Origin of the sequence: Pseudoalteromonas sp. APC 3495 (assembly GCF_030407645.1) — a bacterium.
GTDB lineage: Bacteria > Pseudomonadota > Gammaproteobacteria > Enterobacterales > Alteromonadaceae > Pseudoalteromonas > Pseudoalteromonas tetraodonis.
The window spans coordinates 1-21,029 of sequence record NZ_JASDDA010000051.1; the positions used below are offsets into that span (position 1 = coordinate 1).

Consider the following 21,029-nt stretch of genomic DNA (forward strand, 5'->3'; position numbering starts at 1 on the left):
GTAAGAAATACCCGCATTCTAAGGGATTAGGAGAAAGTAATGTTTGAAGATTTACTATTAAATGCAGATTTATTATGGCCAGATGCATTGTTAGGGCGCTGGTTTATTATTGCCATGCTATTACTTTTTGGGTTTGCGATTATCTGCGTTTTCAAATTAAGTAGTAATAGTAAAAAAACAATAAAAGGCGTTGAGGAAATTGTAGCGGGCCAAACTACAAGTTCGCTTTACGATAATATTGCTACTATCAAGGATAAAGCAAAGGCCTCAAACAACGAGGTAGTTAAAAACCTTTGGCGTGAGTTTGATGAAAGCTTAGTGCTCGACCATCGAGAGAAAGGGGTTTATAACACCTTAGATGCAGAGCACTTTTTTAATCCAAGAACACTGGCCTCTGGCATCACTTCAAATAGATTACTCGCCGCAGCTCCCTCTTTTTTAACCGCAATTGGTGTATTAGGTACTTTTTTAGGCTTAACAATGGGCTTAAAAGGGTTGCACATGGAGACGAAGGAAATAGAAGCCCTAAAAGATGGTATTACGAGCATGATTAATGGCTCGGCAATGGCATTTGTGACCTCTGTTTGGGGGGTAGGGCTTAGTTTATTGCTTAATGTGTTTGAGAAGAACACAGAGCGAAGAATAGTTAAAAAAGTAGTAAAAGTTCAGCAAACTATCGATTTTTTATTTCCTCGTTTGCCTGCTGAAAAGTCACTTGTTGATATTTCTAAAAACACCAGTGATAGCAGTGAAGCACTGCAAGAATTGCATGAGCGAATTGGTAATAAATTACAGGAGACGATTTCGGGTGTGAGTGACAGCATGCAAGATGCTTTTACTAACGCACTTAACAATGTAATGGCACCTGCTATGCAGTCGTTAGTCAGTAATGCCAGCCAACAAACCAGCGGCGTGCTGGAGCATTTAATTAGTAACTTTACCGAAAGCATGCAAGCGGCAGGCAGAGGCCAAGGCGAGCTTATACAAAAGTCGACTGAACAAATGCATGAGGCAGTAAGTAGCCTGAGCGCGCAAATGAGTGCAGTGCTTGAACAAAGCAGTAATCAAGCTGAGCTAATGGCCCAGCAACAAGCGGGGGCATCATCGCAATTTAACCAGCAACTAGAAGCGATGCTGAACAAAAGCGAAGAACGTCAACAGCTTATGGAGCAAAAACTGTTTGCAGCGATTGAGTCGCAACAGGAATCGCAAGCAACACGTGAAGCAAACCATGTAGATAATTTACAGTCGGTATTAGGTGGTTGGTTAACTGAGCAATCGCAAACGCTTAATAAGCTTTCTGACTCTATGGCTGAAGTACAAAGCGCTATGGGCGAATCGAACCGTGGATTTGTTAATGAGCTTTCGAGTCAAAACGAAAAAACAACGGCGCAGCAACAGGCGTTCACCAGTGGCCTTGAAACCAGCTTACAAAGCTTTATGCAAAGCACTGAACAGCGTCAAAAGGTGCTTGAAGAAACGTTTGGCTCATTAATTAACAGCCAACAGCTTGAAGCCTCCAAGCGTGACTCAGAATATCGTGAGCAATTACAAACGCAGTTAGGTAAGTGGCTAGCACAACAAGACCAAATGCTTACCTCGATGACTGATGCAGTAAAACGTACGCAAACGCATATGGATTCGGTTATTGCACAACATAAAGACGTTATTGGAGAACTTAAAACGGTTGCGGAGTCATCTGCTACAAGTAGCCAAAACCTGAGCAATAGCGCCAACCAAATTGGGGTGTTATCGGGTAATCTATTAAAGGCAACAGAGCTGTTTGATACGCGCTTAGCTGATATGACCGACACTATTAAAGGTATTTCTGCGCAAAATGATGGATTAGCAAATCATGTAATTGAACAAGCTAAAGTGCTAAGAGGGCTCGAAACCTCGCTTGTTGCAACAACAGAGCAGTTTGGTAGTACGGCAAAATTAGCTCAAAGCGGCTTTAGCGAAATGAAAACACACCAGAGTGAATTTATACGTGGTGTTGAAGCGTCATTTGAGGGATTAAGTAATACGTTAGCTAAGCAAGTATCGGATATTGAAAAGCAAACAAATGAGTGGCTACGTAGTTATTCATCAGAGGTAAATACCCAAGTTAAAGAGCGAATGGAGACCTGGAATACCACAACCCTTGAGTTTGGTGACCAGATGCGCCGAACTGTGAGCTCTATTTCTGATTTAGTGGATGAATTGGAGCGTAGCTAATGCGGGTATTTAGAAGCAACCAAGTAAATGTTGATGAAGAAAACCCGTATTGGATGTCGTTTTCGGATATTTTGTCGGGTTTGCTTATTTTATTTGTTTTAGCGTCTGTTGTGTTAATGGTTGAGCTTATGGAAGCCAAAGAAGAGCTAGAAAATAAACAACAAGCATTTACTCAAGAGCTAGAAATGCTGCACATGGCTGAGGGTGTTCGTAAAACGATATTACACGAAGCTGCTGATTTACTGCGTAAGCGAGGCATACAAGTCACGGTTAGCGAAAATGAAACGGTATTAAGTATACCTAACGATATTTTAGGGTTTGATAGCGCTGCATTTAATATAAGTGCTCAGTTTGAAGGCACTGCACTTGAAATAGGTGAGGTGCTAGCTGAGGTTATAAATAAAGATAACCGTGAGCAATTTCTTGATACTATTTTTATTGAAGGGCACACCGACAGTAAAAACTTTTATGGCATGATGGGTAAGGGTAATTGGGGCTTATCGACCTTTAGGGCGATTTCGTTATGGGAGCTTTGGGTTAAATTACTGCCAAGCCAACATGATTTAGCTAGTATTACTAACAAAGAAGGCAACCCACTTTTTTCGGTGAGTGGCTATGCGGCAACAAGGCGCATGGTTGTTGAAGAGCTAACAGAGAGTGATTTTAGATCAAACAGACGCATTGATATACGCTTTACAATTCGTAGACCCACCAGTGCTGAATACGAAACAGTAAGAAGCCGTTTGGAGATGCCTTAATTATGCTGCATTTACCTCCTATTCCAGAGCTTGCTCAGTTTAACTGGGAGCGTATGTCACAACAGTGGAGTAGCCTAACAGTACAAACAAAAAAAATTGCTGATGGTGCAGGGCAAGGCGAAGAGTTTAAAGCCCTTGAGCAACAGGTTAATCGCTACGTTATGTACGATCAAAAAGAAAAGCTTAAACAAATTTTAATTAAGCGAAAAGGCGTGCGTGTTTTAACTCAGTTATGGATTGATAAAGAAGACGTAAGAAAAGCCTCATTAAACGAAGAAACAATAGATTACATACAAGCTAAACATCCCAAACTGGGTATGTCGTCGTTAATGAATTTAATCTCACTGGTTTATCGATATTTTGATGCACTGGTTAATGGCAATATTTTTAACCGATTAACGCAGTGGCTTAACCAGCAAATAGAGCAACGTTTAAAAGATCGCAAAAATACAAGCGACACAATATTATCGGTCCTTAACCAAGCTAAATGGCTGCTAGATTTAACCGCTCCTAAGGCTTTGGTTAACCTTGCCAAACAAAATCATTTAGACTTAAACGAACAATTAAAAAAACTACGCTTAAACGAGCTGCCGCAAGGGCGATTTTTAGATATTTGCCACGCGCAATACTACTTAGATACGCTAAGAGAAATACCTGTTGGTGAGCAACATGATGTACTGCATGAGCTATTAAAGCATGACGTTGCCACTATGCCTATTGAAGAAGGTAAACGAATAGGGCACATAGCGCTTGAAATTATTATTGATCGCTCTGCTGGCGCGCCCAGTGAAATATGGCAAAACTTTGTACTGAACTTAGCGGGCGACCCGCGTATTGCTAATACTGCTACAAATTACCGCCAGTGGTGGAAGCCCATTGGTGAGAATAGAGTGAAAGCAGTAACAAGTTGGCTTGCCAAAGAAGACTTACGGTTATTTTTAGGCGCTATTGAAGAGTACGCAAATTACACCGGTGATGAAGCGCTAAATAGAATGTTCCCTGCTCGTAAGCGCTTTTTAGAAGGGCTTTATGAACATGGGTTTGTACGAAACACCCGCTTGATGCTTGGTAATAATGCTGCGAAGACAGTAAAGACTGTATTGGGTAATAACTTAAATATCAATTATATAAATTTAAGTGGCTCCCAAGAAACTCATACTTCTATTATCTATTTAGATTGTGGAGACTTTCACATAGTAGAAGGTTCACATGAGTTTAAACTCTGGATATACATGGGGCTTCCGAGTGAAAAGCTAATAGATTATTCTCTCAGTGAATTTACTCGTTCTGATTTAATACATCGCTTTCCACGAGAATTTAGGAATACTTATCCTAACAGCAACTATAAAGATATAACTCATTCGCCTACGACTTGGCAAAACAGAGCGATAGAGTTTTTAACAGAGAACGGTGTTGAGCTCGATTTAGAAAAGTTGTTTTATAAAGATGAATACATTAGGTATATAAATCGTTATGGACTGCCTGTAGTCAATAAGGCAGTTCTGGAAAACAGTATGCTAGAAGATTGCTTGATAAATGCTTTAAAAGTTTATCCACAATTGCTATCTAAAGATTTGGCTAAAGTATTAAGTACAGACTTCAACTTTACTGCTGGCCACGAAACAGTACATAAAAAACTTAATAAAATGCGTTTAGAGAACAAAGTAAGTAGAGATGAAGACTTTAAATGGAAGTTAGTAGATAGTACTTCGAGCATTTAAAAAGGAATTAATAAAAATATGTCACTTGTTAGTTTGATAAAAGGGCTTTTGCCTAATAATAAAAATAGTCATTTAGCGGACGATAAATACTCTCTAGTCTATGACTCATACGGCGTTAATTTTGCCACTGATGAAGCTTCATTCCATTGCCTTAACAAAGGTGAGGGCGGAGGTAGCCAGCTTATTCAGCATGTTGTACTTAAAATGCTACAAGAGCGAGATATTGCACAGCTTATACCCAATGGCTTTAGACTAGACAGCGAACAAGCATGTTTATTAGACCCCGAAGATACAGACGTTTTAGGGTTACCGCCTTTTTTTAACAACGACTTTGATGTTGATATTCAAGGTAGAACAACTAAAAGTAGTTTTACGCTGCAGTTGTTTGCAAAGCTAGAAAATCAAAAATACCCAGTAAAAAGAAAAGGACCGATACTTTTTTTTAGTGAGCAAACACAATATTTAATGACGCCAGAGCAGCTTAATGCTGTTTTAGCCGTAGAAAAACATTCGTCGCTTACGCCCGATGACCGCACTGAGCTAAATAATGTGTTGGCAGTTGCTAAGTTACAGCAAGCAGTTAAAGATGGGTTAAAACTAGATTTAAAACATTTTGATAAGTTTGATTTAGTACAACCAGAACACATCACAGTAACTGCAAACCAAAGGGCTGATGGTAGTTTAGAGCTTAGCCCAAGCTTTGGTGATGGCTCTTCATCCGACGACTTACAAAATCGTTTAGCTCAGCTCCAGGGCGACGGGCAAGTAATGCGAATAAAAGATCGCATTGTTTTACTGACTGACGATAAAAAACAGGCAGTTAAAGAAGTACTGCAAAATAGAACCATTCCTGCACACAAAGTGGCAGAATTTATTAAAACCCCTTCAGCTTTTTTAGATGCATCTATTTTAAACCTCGATCTTGGGTTTTCTCTCAGAGTTGCTGGTATTGGCAAAATGGTACACATTCCTTTTGGTCAAGACAGTGACGGTAGCAATGGCTGGTTTTCGACTAACACAGACAGTGAACCACCAGAGCGATTGGTAAAGTTGCTTGAGTGCGAGGAAGACGTTGTATCGTTTGAGCAAAGCTACCAGCAAGCTAAAGGGCAAAATGCTGATAGTGTCTTTGTTGATGATGAGTCAATTGATATACGCGATGAGCAGCGCGTAACTGAAACACTCGCAGAGGTAAGGGAAAATTTGGCAAATCCATCCAATGAAACGGATATATCTGATACTGATGATTTGCCGGTTAAAAAAGAACAAGTTTCTTTATTGCTTAAAGACACCGAAGAACATAATAAAGATATCGTTAATAAAGTTTCGCAGCTTAATAAAAGTATTACCTTTGACAGAACTAATTTAGCAAGAACACCTTTTCCTCACCAAGAGTCCGGCATTAGTTGGATGCTGTCGTTGCTCAAATCAGCGCAGCTAGATAACTATGATGATATGTATCGAGTGCAGGGGGCTTTGTTAGCGGATGATATGGGGCTAGGTAAAACCTATATGACGCTGGTAATGATGGCTGAGTACCTGACGATACAAAGGCAAAATAATAAATCAGAAAAGCCTATATTAATAGTTGCACCGCTTAGCTTATTAGAAAACTGGGAACAAGAGGTTGATGCTACTTTTAATGAGTCGCCATTTAGGGATATTAAGGTATTACAGTCAGCAAGAGATTTAAAAGAGTTTAGAGTTAAAGGTGCTGAAAGAGAGTCTATGCAGCTGGCCACAGTTATCGATGACTCTCATGCAGATCACGAATCTATTCGTTACGCTTTACATGTTGGAGCTGATGCAGCTACAAAGCGCTTGGACATGGATAGACGTGTTGTTATTACTACCTACCAAACACTTCGAGACTATCAGTTTTCACTATGCGTAATTGATTGGGGGGTGGTGGTATTTGATGAAGCTCAGAATATTAAAAACCCGAATACCCAAGCTACTCGGGCAGCTAAAGGCTTAAAAGCTGATTTTAAGTTATTGGCAACAGGCACCCCTGTTGAAAATAGCTTAAGTGAGTTTTGGTGCTTAATGGATACAGCACAACCAGGGTTATTAGGCGATTGGGGCTATTTTAGAGAACGCTGGATCAAGCCAATAAGCAGTGCTAATGAAGAAGAAAAAGCAGAGGTACGTTTAGACGTTGGCAACGACTTACGTAATGCTGCAGGCCAGTTTATGTTACGTCGAACCAAGGAAGACGAACTAACCGGAATGCCGACTAAAACAATAAAAACAGGCATTCATAAAGATTTAGCCGACAATATGGCATTTGCACCTGAACTCGCTCGTAATATGACCGGCGGACAATTACTTGGCTACAACCAAATTGTTGAAGATTATAGAGCTGAAAAAGCGAAAGAGCAGGGCGGCGGCCATGCTTTAACTGTGTTACAGCAATTAAGGGCTGTTAGTTTGCATCCAAGGCTTGATGAGGTTTTTAAACAGCCACCTAATAATGCAAAAGATGCTCAGCGTAATTTACAAGAGTCTGAAAAGTTGCGCATGTTGTTAGATATATTGTCAGATATAAAAAACAAAAAAGAGAAGGTAATAATTTTTGCAACAACCAAAAAACTTCAAGCTGTTCTTAAAATATGCCTAGATAAAATTTATGAGCTAAACATCCATGTTATTAATGGTGATAGTAAAGCGATGGCAACTAAGAAAGAACAGCTCTCTCGTAAAGGGATGATCACCGACTTTGAAGCCAAAGACGGCTTTAATATTATTATTATGTCGCCTGTTGCGGCAGGCGTTGGCCTAACAGTTATTGGTGCAAATCACGTAGTGCACTTAGAGCGCCATTGGAATCCAGCAAAAGAGGCGCAAGCTACCGACCGTGTTTATCGTATTGGTCAAAAAAAGCCTGTGTTTATTCACTTACCCTGCCTTTTACATCCAGAATATGATTCGTTTGATGTGAACCTAGACAAGCTACTTGCAAAGAAAACAATGCTAAGAGATGCAGTAGTAACCCCTGAAGTGGTGAGTGAGCATGAACTAATGTCGTCAATGGGGTTATGAGGTTAAATCTATGAAACTCCAGCTAAGCGCCTCAAACGCACTTAATAAATACCTAAAAGCTGATTTACCTCGTTTGCCTAATGAACCAGGTAAACAAGCGGGGGTAAATACCCTCATTAGCGATAGTCATTGTTTTAACTGGCAATTACAGATTATTGATAATAGATATAAATCTCGTGAAAAAACAATCATAGTTTGTGAGGCTAATAGCCGCTTTACGTTTTTTATACCGGTTAGTTTAAAGCTATCGCAAGGAGAGTTAACTCAGCGCTTAGAATATGAGTGGCAATTAATGATGGCACAAACACTTGAGGTGTATCAGTTAATACCACGCAGCGATATAGCGGTGCTGTTAAGTGAACTCGCTAAAATAGAATTCACGCCGCACTGGGTTAAAAACACCGATTTAAGTATAAGCGGGCATATTAGCGACGCTGCACTTTGGGTTACCCAAACACTAGAGGAAGAGGGACTTTATAATTTACCTAAAGCCCTTGCCATTGAGTTAGCTATTTACTTAAACACCCAACCTAAACGTATTACTAATAAAACTACTGGCCGCAAAGAGAAGTTCATACCCATAGAGCGCCTACTCACTTATTGCCAATCGCTGATTACTGCTCAACAACATGATGATGAGTCATCAAACGAAATAGTTGATAACAGTAATATCATTAATTTTAGTGATTACCATAAAAAATAAGAGCTGGTTAATACTTTAAACTCATCAATAAAAGAGGTTTTATTTTGAAAGATTACCAACCATTTTCAGCTGAGATAAATAACGAAATATCAGGTGAAATCAAAAATAATTTTGGTGATGTTTACTCAGATGAGTTGATTGCTACCTTTATAAAAATAATGGAAGAGTCTACATTTGTTGAACTCGATTTTGCAGACTTATTAGCTTCTTTAAATGAATGTAGAAACGGCTTTAAAATTTTTACAACTCAACAAGCATTAACCGAATTTGTGAAATCGAGTGAATGTAAACCAACATCATTACTTGGATATAAAAAGCTAGCCACAGAAGTAAACCTTTTCGATAGCTACTCTCAATACATATCAGAGCTCGATAAACTTTTAGTGGGTAACGGATGCTTATATGTATCAGCGGGTGTTTGCACCGATTTAAACGAGCAGCAACCGAGCTTTGAGTTTTATATGATTAATTGCAAAAGTTAAGTAAAATTTTCATCAAAAAAGTCTATGTACCTAAAGTTTCATGAATAGAATTAGGACGAAATATGTTATTCAAAATAATCTCAAAAGATAATAAGCAAGTATTAGAAGCTGTTAACTCGCAAAGTATGGGGGAGCTTGAACTTGAGCAACTTATAATGGAAAACCAAAGAAATGATAATAATAACGGTACAACTCAATTACTGAATGAAGGTATTTTTGGAGAAGAGCTTATTCTACTGAAAAACCAAGTTAAAATTGCTAATGGTAAAAGGCTTGATGTTTTAGCACTTGATAAAAATGGGAATGGCGTAGTTATTGAGTTGAAAAAAGACCTTGGTTGTTTGGGGGTGGATACGCAAGCATTGCAATACCTTGCTCATATTGCTCGCTTCAAAGGCGAAAAATTTATAAAAAATAAAAAGTTAGTTAATGAATCATATGTTGAGTCTGTAGAATCTTTTATAGATTCAGCAGAAATTGACAGAGAAAAAATAAATACAAAGAATCGTATCATTTTAATTGCGAATAAATTTGATCGTACGTTGTTTTCGATGGGGGAATGGCTTTCAGATAAAGGCGTTGGTTTTAAGTGCGTTCAATATAGTGTTTCAAAGCATAGCGATGGAACACAATATATTGATTTTTCGGTTGTATTTGACCGTTCTCCAGAGTCTACCTTTCCACTAGAGTTTAGTCCAATGGAGCGTGAGCCAAAGTATTTTTGGTACAATATTGGCACTACAGAACCTAAAAACTGGGCTTACTTGAAAGAAAAGTCCGTTGTTTCTGCTGGGTTTGATGGAGCAGAGGGCGACAAAGGGGATAGGTTACTTAATAGCTTTATACCTGGAGATGTTTTAATAGCTTATGCTAATGGCTATGGTGCTATTGGTGTTGCTGAAATTCCAAAAAGCTCCTCGTCAACTTATAAGTTGTTAAACCAGCCAATTGTGAATGATCCTGTATCTGAGTATCATCTTCACAGGTTAAATGTTAAATGGCAGTGTACAACTGACGACAATTTTAGTGGTTCAATTACTCCCGCAGATGCAAGAAACCAATTTAATATTCACCATCCGTATACAACAAGTTGTTCGATTGAAAGCGATAAGGCAAAACGATTAGTTAAAGCGCTCAAGGATAATCTCAAGGCATAGATCAAACAAAAAGTGTAACAGTCGAAATCACAAGCTTGTAAAAATTTATTTCTCGTCAGTATTGTTATATTACTTGAATGTAATTTGAGTACCCGTGATCATGCCATTAGTGCTCAGCTATTAACAGGTGTAACTAAAAACACCTTGAAATGCTTTAAGTGGTCTATTAGCTTAAGTTAAGGGGGTTAAGTGGTTAACTTTTAAAGGTTAATCATTAATTGAAAAGGATATTTATGACTAAATTAGGTTTGGTTTTTTCTGGCGGTGGTGGTAAAGGCGCATACGAAATAGGCGTTTGGAAGGCACTAAATGAGTTTGGTATAGCCAAAAACGTTGAAGCAGTTGCGGGTACTTCTGTTGGTGGCTTAAATGCTTCTTTATTTACAGCAGGTGATTACTGCTCCGCTGAGCAGTTATGGCTTGATATTGCACCAAGCAAGGTCTTAACACTTAAAGCAGAAGATATAGCTATTGCTGTATCTAAGTTCGCAGCTGGAGCTTATTTACCGGGTGTTGCACCTAAAGCATTGATGACGCTTAGCTCTTTATTAGGTGGTGCAGGGGCTTTTTCACAAGATGGACTTGCTGACCTTATTTACCAAAGCAATGTTTGCAATTCTATCGACAGTAATAATTTACCGCTGCATTTATGTGCATTAACAGCTAAAAATGGCGATCTAGTCTATCCTCAGTTAAACTCATTAAGCGATGAAAACAAAAAAAAGTGGCTACTGGCAACCTCTGCGATACCCGCTGTTTTTAAAGCCGTTGAGATAGACGGCACAAATTATGTTGACGGAGGCGTACTTCCTTTATACAGCGATAACACACCTTACAAACCACTAATTGAGCAGCACAACTGCACTCACATTATTAATATTTACTTGGATCGCCAAGCTGATACTGTTACTGCAAGTAAGCAGTATCCTGGGGTTAGTTTTTGGAATATTGTTCCGTCGCAAGCATTCGCAGGCTTAATTGAGCCGCTTAATTTTACAAAAGAAAATGCGGCTAACCTTATTGAATTAGGTTATAGCGACACGGCTAAAATTCTTAAGCAATTTAAGCCTTTTATGGATGATGAAGCTCGCTTTATGCAGGCCGCTTTTGAGTTTGCAGCCTCAAACACACAATTCAACGATCAGATATTAGTAAACCAACGGTTGCGTGATGAAAGAGCTTTAGATTCTAAGCAGCTAACATCTCCAGATTCATTAGAAGATGTATTAAGCGAACTTGCCCATACGTTAAATCAGCAAGAGCGAGAGATAGCGAATCAAAATGTTGATAGCTTGATAGATGAATTTGCTGATAACTCTAATGAATTACTTGAACATGCCTTTAATACAATTACAACACTAGCCTCTACCGAGGGGCGTATAAACGCGCAGCTTGAGCAAAGCTATGTAAGTCGAGTTCTCGGCTCGGTCTCGGGGAGCAATGCTAAGTTACAAGCGGGTATTAACTATGATTTAAATCGAGCTATATATTCAAGCCAATTACTCATTCAAAAGCTCAACCATAAACAAGTACTAACAATGGAAGCGATGGTTTCCCTTGCTAACAAAACAAACTACCTGATGACTCAGGTTAATGTGTTATATGGCAGCGTTAAAAAACTAGAACAAAATGTTTTTCAATCAGTTGCATTAATGAAGCAAGGAATAGAAGCATTAGCTCATCAATGCGATGTTAGATTCAACCAACTTGAAAATAGAATTGATAACCTAGAACGAAGTCAATTAGTAAATAATTGGTATAACAATACAAAATCAAAATGCATCAGTTTAAATACACTGCAACCAAGTGAATTATTAATTAGTGTAACCTTGGGTTTTTATAATGATTTAGGGCGCGAATGGTCTAATAGTGAACTCAGTTGCTACATAAATTTATTGCATGATACTGGCTTGCATCAAACATTATTAACACCATATAGCTTATTTAGTCCTAGCTCCGCTAAGTTATTTTTAAATAATATACAAGCAAACGCCATTTTACCTGTTCCGCCTAAACATCAGCAGTTTCACCCTTTATTAAAAGGACTGCAAATAGCAAGTGATGCACAAAACTACGCAACAGCTGAAGAAATAAATCAAACCATTGAACATCAACTCGGCTTAGCACTCAATAATAAATTGAGTGGTTATGAGTTAGGGCTGGAATTATTGCATAGCCTAAAATGTAACGATAAAAGGCCGCCTGCTTACTCAAATACGGGAGGTTTAAATCTACTGTCAGCTAATGAGCATTCAACGATGCAAGCTCAATTGTTGGCTCAAGTTACTATGTATAAAAAAATTAACGATGATATTTTAATTAATAAAAATATCCGTGATGATCTTGCCTTTTTACAAAATAAAATTGAACAATTTAAAGTTATCGTGCCCGTAATCGGCCAATTTTCAGCTGGTAAAAGTTCACTACTTAATAATTACTTAGGGCATGACTATCTTAAATGCGATATAAACCCTGAAACAGCGGTTGCTACAGAGCTAAGTTATAGCGAAGACGAGCACATCATAATTAATTATATTGATAGTAAGCTGAGTGAGCGAAAAGCATTAAGCGAGTTAAAAAACTTAAAAGTTGATGAGAATATATTCTACATTCAGGTTTTTATTAATAACCAAAAGCTTAAGAACCGTCCTAATTTAGTGCTGGTGGATATGCCGGGTTTTGCATCAAATAATGCTGGCCACTCAAAGGCAATTGCTTGTTATTTGGATCGTGGTGATTATTTTATAAATTTAATCCCCTCAGAAAAGGCCTTTGATGCAACAGCCATTAATCAACTGCAAGAAATCAATTTTAATTATGAAAAAGACATTGCTCATATTGTGTCTAAATCTAACCGTCTGCCAAGTAGTAAATTGTTAGCGGTTAAGAGTCAGCTGCAAGCGTATTTAACCGAAGCATTAGAAAGCGATATAACGATTGGCCATATCGAAAATTTAGGTACTAACAAAAATATAATTGATTTTGACAATGCAGTAGACACTGCATTAAATCAGTTTGATACATTACTTTGTAAGCGTTATTCACAGCAACTAGCTAAGTTAACAGAGCATATAACCAGCGCCATAAATGGCCTAAAAAAATCTAGCCAGTCAACTGAAGCCCAAATTCAAGAACAAATAAATAAATCCCAAAATGCATTTAGCTCTGTAGAAAAAAAACTTCATGCGTCACTTAACGATCTTGAATATAACCTATGTAGCGTAGGAAAAGAGCAGTTAATTCAGCGCTCTCAACATGTGTTAGGCTCATCGGTATCAGTTTTAGTCAGTGCGGCTAAATCGAATCAAGTATCACAAAAAATAAATGACCTACTAAGGCCCGTTTTACAACAAGGTGTTGATAACTTAGTAAAGCAAGAATTACAAAAGTTAGATAAAAAACTCGATATCATAAGCGAGCAACAACATAGCGATGTACAAATTACACTTAATGTACCAGCAGAGCAAAAAGAAGCCTTTTCAGCAACGTATGCAGCGGTAGCGGCAGGAGTCGCTGTAGTTATTTTAGGCCCTCTAGGTGGAATTGTCTCTGGTATTATTGGGGGGTTATTGGGTCGAAAAGATAACGCAGAAGAGCGCGAGCAACTAATAGAATCACAAGTGCGTGAGCAAGTTATTCCTCAAGCCGTTAATATGGCGGTAGAGCATTGCACACAACAGCTAAATACAGCGGTAATAAAAATAAAACAAGCCGTTTTAAGCTCATTTGAGCAAGAGCAACACGACTTCAATCAGAGTATTGAACAGCTTAAACAACAATTGCAGCAAAACGAAGACGCGTTTAACGAGCAGCAGTTAAAGTTCGATAACGCTTTAATTCAAATTCAGCAAACTAATCAACCCGCACAAATAAAAACCGATGCTATAAAGGAAGCTAGCTAGTGAGTAATGATTTAGATTTTGACAGCTTAATGAATGGCCACCTTGATAAAAGTAATAATGAAAATAGTGGTATAAGTAACAGTGGAAGTAGTAATGCAAATGAGCAATCAGCTCAAACACAAGCCTCATTTCAAAATAAAAAACCAGAGGGGGTAAATCAATATTTATACGAAAGCGAAAAGGGATTAAGTTTATGTGCTCAATTAATTGCGAATGGCGATAGCAACACCTCTGTTGCCCGTTTATTAGCCGAAATTAAACACACGATTGAACATGAATTTTTACAGCTTGCTAAACAAGACGATAACACCACGGGGGCGTATACTTATGCTCAATTGTTATTGCTTGAAAAACAGCTAAATGAAATTGCTGCTTTTCCGCATCTTGAAAAATACTATACCGTTGCAGTTGGTGGCTCATTTAGTGCAGGTAAATCGCGCTTCTTAAACTCCGTATTAGGGTGCCCCTCGTTGCTGCCAACAGACACAACACCCACTACATCTATTCCTACTTATCTGTCGTTAGGTGAGCAAAATGCAATAAGTGCACTTAATTTTTATCGTAAAAAAACAGCAATAGATGAAGAAGCATTAAAAGCTATATGTCATGCATTTAATGAGCATTTTGGCGTAACCTTTAGCCATTTACTACAGCTAATATCAGTTGAACGAGAAGACTTTAAATACCCTAACCTCGTGTTTTTAGATACCCCAGGTTACAGCAAAGCCGACGATATAATTAACACACAAAACAATACCGACGAAAACATTGCTCGTGAGCATTTACGCAGTGCAGACTATTTAATTTGGTTGGTCGATCAGCAAAATGGCACTGTGCCACAGCAAGATATTGAATTTTTAAAAAGCTTAGAGCTAACTCAGCCTGTATTAGTGGTGATTAGTAAAGCGGATAAAAAGCCAGAGTCACAAATACAACAAATTATTAATACAGCAAAACAAGACTTACAACGAGCTGAAATTAATTTTTTAGACGTAATAGGGTACTCAGCGCAGTTAAATAAAGAGTTTTCAAGCTCCCAAACCGTACTAACTGATTTATTACAAACCGTGAGTAAAGGTAAAAATGGCTCGATTGTTTTATGGCAAGCAGAGCAAATATTTAAGAGCTATATAAATTTTTATGATTCTACTCGTCAAATTCATAGCTTAACAAATGGTACGATTAAAGAACTTATTTTTGGTGAGACTATATCCGATAAAAACAAACAACATTTAGACGATATAAGCAACAAAACAAAAGCGCAGTTAAATGCCTTAGCAACACAAAAGCAAGTTGCCCTTAAAATACAGCAGCAATTACAAGAGCAAATAACGCAGTTATGCGAGTTGCTAAATGTAAAAACAACCATGCAGCCAAGCTCTGTCGCATTGAGCTCAAGTAATACGACTTGCTCACTTGGTAACAATAATATACCCAAACAGTCATTAGTATTTGAAGCGCTAGTACAAGGCAGTATTAAACAACTGTCGGCTATTGCTGATATAACCGCGTTGCAAGGGCGAGTAATTAAGTTAAGTGCAGTGGGCGTGCACATTAAAATAGAAGAAAAGGTACCAACCGATTTCGACATCATTATTACTAAACAAAAAATAAAAGCCCAGTTGGGTGATGCTGTAATTAGTGATTATTTTAGTGAAGGCCAGCGTGTGAAAGTTCACATAGTAAACGATAAAAAAGCGAGCATTACAGTCGATATAGCCTCGGCATAATTTTGAATAATTAAGATATAGATTTATATATATGGCTTAGATATAAACAGATCAAAGGCTTAACAACAAAAGCGTGTTAATTAAACTTAAATTAGCAACACACAATTACTTATAAAAAAAGGAAGTAAGATGGATTTTGATATTTTAGACGTTATAAACGATGCAACAAAAGAAGCCGATGCATTTGAAGGCCACCCAGCGGCTGATTTCACCATGGAAGAGCAGCTATTATACTTAAATGGCTTAGCACTTGTTATGAATGCTGACGGCCACATTGACGACACCGAAAAAGAATATATTCGTATACTTATAAAATCAATGAGCCTTGATGAGTCAATACTAGACGACATGGTAACGTTTGCAAAAGCCCCAGATAAAGACACAGTACAAGCGTTTTTCCGTACTTTTCGCCGTCGGCCCGTTGCGCAATTGTTTTTGTTCGACGCCCTAATGATGACCCGCCGCGATGGCAAAGTAGAAGACAAAGAAAAAGCCGTTGTAGACAAAATAGCCGACCAGCTCGAAATACTAAAAGGCACCCAACAAGACATATTCGATTTATTCTGCCATATTAAAAACCGTAACTGGCAAGAAAGCGCATTATATTTCAGCTCCCATTTACTAAACCCAGATCACTTTAAACACCTACTTGCCTATCATGAAATTGAATTTGATGCGTTAATGGAAGAAACCGCTGAGATCAGAACGAAGCGGTTGCTGCAAGTAATGAGTGGAAAAATCCCTTCTGCTAAAGTTGGTGAAAATATAAAACCAATATTAGATCAAGAAGTGGTAATGCCTTTATTGCAGGCAGAACTTGATAGAGGTAATGCCATCGTAGTAAATGATATTCTAACTTTACATAATGATGAAGAGAAAAAAATTAAGCTTAGCGACATTGGCCTTACTTGGAGTAAAGAGACATTAGCTTTGTACAGTGAGGGTAATACAGAAATAAGTAATAATAATATAACAACATTGTTGATCGAAAACCTCGGTGATCAAATAGAGATGGCAGAAGCTATAGAGACATTGTACGGGAAAGAAATCGTGCGCATGTCTGTTTCAGGTAATTCCGTAACAGCAATAAGTCATGATGTTAGTATCGACGACATGATGATTAACGTTTGCCTTGTAAATGACGATTTATGGATATTTCAAGTTTCAAGTGGGCAAGGCGAGAGTCGCAGGCTTATAACTAGCGATGAGTGGGTAGTATCAGGTAATTATGTTGGGTATGACTATGATGTTGGTAAAACAAGATTTCAAAGGTGTACATTAGTGCCTTGCAACTGGGAAGAAATATTCCTAAATGGATTAAAAGTTCAGTAATTTACTTCGTAATTAAAGAGTTATGTCATCTTTTATTAAGCGAATATAATTTTGCTATAAAGATAAAATACTTATCTCCTGTGAGGTAAAGACTCATTTACCTCAAATAAACGAAATTACCTGAATCGAAAAGCTGCAATGACAAATTTAGACATGCTTGCCACTTTTATGGAAGCGACAAAAGAGCCTAGTGCTTTTGAAAACCACCCAATTGCACAGCAAGGGATTGAAGGGCAGTTATTGTATTTGCAAGGTTTAGCCTTAGTGATGAATGCAGATAATGACATTCATGACACCGAGGTTGAGTATTTACAAATTTTAATAAACTCATTCTCACTCGATAACTCTGTTTTAGATGATGTGGTTGATTTTGCTAAAGCGCCAGACAAAGCAATCATTCAAGCATTTGTTGCATACTATAGGCGTAAACCATTAGCACAATTATTTTTATTTGATGCGCTAATGATGACCCGACGTGATAACCAAGTACACGGAAAAAGAAATGCCTTTAGTGAACGCAATAGCACACCAGCTAGAAATATTAAAAGGCACTCAACAAGATATATTTGACTTATTTTGCCATATTAAAAACCGGAACTGGCAAGAAAGTGCATTATATTTTAGCTCCCATTTATTAAACCCTGATCACTTTAAGCATTTGCTTGTATATCACAAAATTGAGTTTGAAGAGCTAATAGCAGAGACTCGAAGTATTCAAAAATCTAGGTTATTGGAAGTAATAAAGTCAAGAGCCATAGGTGATACTAGCTGTGAGAGAACTAGATGGTATTACTTTGATCAAGCAGTAACTGAATCATCAATATCTCATGAGCTAGCACTCCCTTGGCTACAATTACAGCTGGATCGGGGAACTATTAGGGTAAATAATAATAATGTTTATCTTAAAGCTCTTTTAAATTTTGAACCGGCAGAAATTGTTACTTGTCCTAATTTAAATGGGGAAAGCGGTAAAGTCACTGAGATGTTAATAAACTCAGGCGATAAAATTAAAGAAAACGACCCTGTTTGCACTGTAGAATTAGGCAAGGTATCAATAGAAGTTACTAGCACTAAATGTGGCACTGTTGAAAGTGCCCTTGTAAAAGTTGGTGATAATATTAACCAAGACAGTGGGGTTTTTATCTTAAAAAAAGTAAATAACTATGAGAAAGAACAGATGCTATTTAAGCTAGATGATACTTTCTTTGCTTTCGATCAAGAGGCTAATGCATTTTATCTGTATGAATTTAGTCATTCGCAAGAGCCTTTAGCTGCGGGGAAACTTTTGGATACATTTATCGATTTGTTAGAGTTGACGAGTTAAAAGCTATACCAGTGTAATGGTTGCCATATTGCAGTGCTATATAAGTGAATAAAGTAGTTAAAACTATAAATTAACGTTTGATCTTATCAGTAAAAGGAATTAAAAATGATTGAAGAACAGTCATCAAGCCTATTAAAAATAAGTAAAGGTTATGAGTTATTAGGCAGCTCACTAGATGCAAATTTACTGGCTGAGTTACAAGCATTAGCTAGTAATTTTAAAAACGATGCACTACATACACAAAACGAAAATAGGTTGCTGCGTATTGGTATAATCGGCCAAATAAAACGGGGTAAGTCTTCGTTTTTAAATAGTTTGTTATTTAATGGGCAAGACGTGCTCCCAAAGGCTGCAACACCTATGACGGCTGCGCTAACTAAAATTTGCTATGCACAGCGGCCAAAAGCACTGGTTGAGTTTTATAGCAAAAATGAGTGGGGTAAAGTTAAAAACTTAGCGGATAAAGCATTCACTAAACAAGCAAGTTACGAAAACGCATTTCTTGAATATCAAGCCAATAAGGCAATATCGCAAAAGCAGGGCGTTTTTATTCCTTCACCCGCTAAGCCTGTTATATCTGATGAAGAAAAAGCCAGTATTGAGCTTTTAAATATGGTTAAAAGTTCAGGGCTAAACGTTGCGCAGTATTTAGATACAACCATATCGCTTGATCAAGTAAATAATAATGATGAATTAGTTGATAAACTAAACAACTATGTAGGAGCCAGCGGCGAATTTACACCAATAGTAAAAAGCACTGAGCTGCATTTAAATATTGACTCTTTACGCGATATTGAGGTGGTTGATACACCGGGAATGAACGACCCAATAATCTCCCGTGGTAGACGTACACAAGAGTTTATAGGTCAATGTGACGTTGTTTTTGTACTCAGCAATAGCGGCCAATTTTTAGACCAATCAGATATGAGCTTGCTGGCGCAAAATATTCCCAATAAAGGTATTGAAGATATTGTACTAATTGGTTCACTGTTTGATGGGGCCTTATTGGATGAGTACCATAAGTACCCATCTATTCAAGAGGCGTTACCAGCCATTACTACAAAACTTAATAATCAGGCCAAGAGTAATGTCGACAAGGTATGTAATGAGTTTTCAGCACATCACAGTGCTGAAGATGATAATAACCAAAGCCATTTAATGAGCACTTTACAAAATGCTTTACCGCCTATATTTATTTCTTCACGCTGCTACGATTTAGCTATTAAGCCAGAACAATCATTAAATGAAGAAGAGCTACATACGATGAACCTTCTTAATAGCATGTTTGATGACTTTACGTTTAATGCCAATACGTTTGCAGCAGTGGCCAACTTTAAAAAAGTAACAAGTAAGTTAGATACTGTTAAAGCAAAAAAAGAGCAAATATTGGCCGATCGTTTTAATAACCTGTTAATAGGCTCAAAGCGTGAGGTTAAACAAAAACTAGTTCAAATTACCGATGACGTAACTTATAAGCGTAAAAACTTACTTGAAGGCGACGTTGAAAGCTTAGCGAAAAAACAGCAAGCAGTTGTTAAACGCGTAGAGGCTGGCACTGTTAAAGTTAATAGTGTTTTTGAAAAATACAGTATTCAAGCTGAAAAAACATTAACGCGATTATTAACTGACATAAATCAAGATGCGATACAGGTAAAACAAGTTCAGTCGCAATCAGGCTCGCGGGAAGAAAGCTATACAACATCCCGAGAAGTGAGTGATTCATCGTGGTACAACCCATTATCATGGGGATCAACTCGTACAGTTACATCAACTCACTACCGCACAGTTAGTTACACCTATGCAAGTGTTCATGAAGCAGTGAGTAAGCTTGAGTCATTTGTGGTTGATACCAGCAAAGCGATTTATGACGTAAGTGAAAACGCAATTCAATTAGGGTTGTTTAAACAGGATATAAAAGCATCTATTAAGGATATGTTTGATTTTTCAGATGATGACTTTGACCCCGAGATGGTTTTAATGCCATTAAACAATGCCGTTGAACGTATTACGATCCCTGCGGTTAATTTAGATCTTGATGCGCATATTAATACTATTCGGCAACAATTTAGTGCTGAGCAAGTTGAAGGCGATGACATAGCTCAGTTACGAACTGAACAGGCCCGCGTTGTCGCATTATTATTGCAAGATATTAGTGTTGAGCTAAAACAGTGCATAAATCAAATAGTAGCAAAGTTAGCTGAAGAACAAAGCAATTTTGTTCCGAGTTTAACGAAAGATCTAGTAGCAAGTGTAGAGCAGCTCAAGCAGGATTTAACTCACAAAGAAGAGGTATTAAAAGGGTACGATGACGTATTACAAAAAGTGAATACTGATTTAGCTACTTTAAGCACTAATTTATAAGTTTACTGCGGTTTAGGCATTATCGTGTTTTAAAAAACATAAATAATGCCTCAAGCACCTTTACCCATCAATAAGCGGGTAGTACGCATCTTCCCAAAGCTCGTTTGAGTTATCCATCATAAGATCAATAATAAATGGCACTAATTGCGATAAAAATTGCACGGCATCTTTTAGTTGCTCTCTATTTGCGCTGCTGTTCCATGTTGCACCACCATGCATTAGTTGATTACGTAATGTATATAAACGCTGTAATACGATGGAGGTGAGCTTGGCTGTTTCGTTGTTTGCTAAACCCTATTT

At 37.8% G+C, this 21,029-nt stretch carries 14 protein-coding genes; 13 read left to right on the forward strand and 1 reads right to left on the reverse strand.

Annotated elements, in window-relative coordinates; translation table 11 throughout:
• The first annotated feature begins 39 nt into the window (after positions 1–39).
• The 13 genes from zorA (at position 40) to QL984_RS15935 (ending at position 20,729) form a co-directional block, all read left to right on the forward strand.
• Positions 40–2,217 carry an anti-phage ZorAB system protein ZorA gene (zorA, locus tag QL984_RS15875; RefSeq protein WP_024603141.1) on the forward strand — a complete coding sequence of 726 codons (2,178 nt, stop codon included), beginning with the start codon at positions 40–42 and terminating at the stop codon, positions 2,215–2,217.
• A complete protein-coding gene (locus tag QL984_RS15880) occupies positions 2,217–2,975 on the forward strand; it encodes an OmpA family protein (RefSeq protein WP_024603142.1) in 759 nt (252 codons plus the stop codon). The genes zorA and QL984_RS15880 overlap by 1 nt, the downstream gene beginning before the upstream one ends.
• A gap of 2 nt (positions 2,976–2,977) precedes the next feature.
• On the forward strand, positions 2,978–4,696 hold the full coding sequence (locus QL984_RS15885) for an EH signature domain-containing protein (RefSeq protein ID WP_024603143.1): 1,719 nt from the start codon (positions 2,978–2,980) through the stop codon (positions 4,694–4,696).
• An 18-nt stretch (positions 4,697–4,714) separates the two neighbouring features.
• A complete protein-coding gene (locus tag QL984_RS15890; protein WP_024603144.1) occupies positions 4,715–7,738 on the forward strand; it encodes a DEAD/DEAH box helicase in 3,024 nt (1,007 codons plus the stop codon).
• 10 nt (positions 7,739–7,748) lie between these two features.
• Positions 7,749–8,441 (forward strand): hypothetical protein, encoded by a 693-nt coding sequence (locus QL984_RS15895; RefSeq protein WP_024603145.1) that lies wholly within the window; start codon positions 7,749–7,751, stop codon positions 8,439–8,441.
• Between the two features lie 44 nt (positions 8,442–8,485).
• Positions 8,486–8,923, forward strand: a complete 438-nt coding sequence (locus QL984_RS15900; protein ID WP_024603146.1) for a hypothetical protein — start codon at positions 8,486–8,488, stop codon at positions 8,921–8,923.
• Between the two features lie 62 nt (positions 8,924–8,985).
• The gene (locus QL984_RS15905) at positions 8,986–10,080 is read left to right on the forward strand and encodes a hypothetical protein (RefSeq protein ID WP_024603147.1); all 1,095 of its coding nucleotides are present in this window, start codon (positions 8,986–8,988) and stop codon (positions 10,078–10,080) included.
• Between the two features lie 233 nt (positions 10,081–10,313).
• The gene (locus QL984_RS15910; protein ID WP_024603148.1) at positions 10,314–13,982 is read left to right on the forward strand and encodes a patatin-like phospholipase family protein; all 3,669 of its coding nucleotides are present in this window, start codon (positions 10,314–10,316) and stop codon (positions 13,980–13,982) included.
• Positions 13,982–15,712 (forward strand): dynamin family protein, encoded by a 1,731-nt coding sequence (locus QL984_RS15915; RefSeq protein WP_024603149.1) that lies wholly within the window; start codon positions 13,982–13,984, stop codon positions 15,710–15,712. The genes QL984_RS15910 and QL984_RS15915 overlap by 1 nt, the downstream gene beginning before the upstream one ends.
• A gap of 129 nt (positions 15,713–15,841) precedes the next feature.
• The gene (locus tag QL984_RS15920; RefSeq protein ID WP_024603150.1) at positions 15,842–17,044 is read left to right on the forward strand and encodes a TerB family tellurite resistance protein; all 1,203 of its coding nucleotides are present in this window, start codon (positions 15,842–15,844) and stop codon (positions 17,042–17,044) included.
• A gap of 138 nt (positions 17,045–17,182) precedes the next feature.
• Positions 17,183–17,614: a hypothetical protein gene (locus QL984_RS15925; RefSeq protein ID WP_024603151.1), complete on the forward strand. Its 432-nt coding sequence runs from the start codon at positions 17,183–17,185 to the stop codon at positions 17,612–17,614.
• The gene (locus QL984_RS15930; protein ID WP_024603152.1) at positions 17,547–18,368 is read left to right on the forward strand and encodes a biotin/lipoyl-containing protein; all 822 of its coding nucleotides are present in this window, start codon (positions 17,547–17,549) and stop codon (positions 18,366–18,368) included. Before QL984_RS15925 ends, QL984_RS15930 begins: the two co-directional genes overlap by 68 nt.
• A gap of 105 nt (positions 18,369–18,473) precedes the next feature.
• Positions 18,474–20,729, forward strand: coding sequence for a dynamin family protein (locus QL984_RS15935; protein ID WP_138764281.1), 2,256 nt, complete (start codon positions 18,474–18,476; stop codon positions 20,727–20,729).
• Positions 20,730–20,789: 60 nt separating this feature from the next.
• On the opposite strand, the gene QL984_RS15940 is transcribed toward QL984_RS15935, so the two are convergent.
• Complete coding sequence (locus tag QL984_RS15940) at positions 20,790–20,948, reverse strand: hypothetical protein (protein ID WP_158000847.1); 159 nt, start codon at positions 20,946–20,948, stop codon at positions 20,790–20,792.
• Positions 20,949–21,029: the final 81 nt, after the last annotated feature.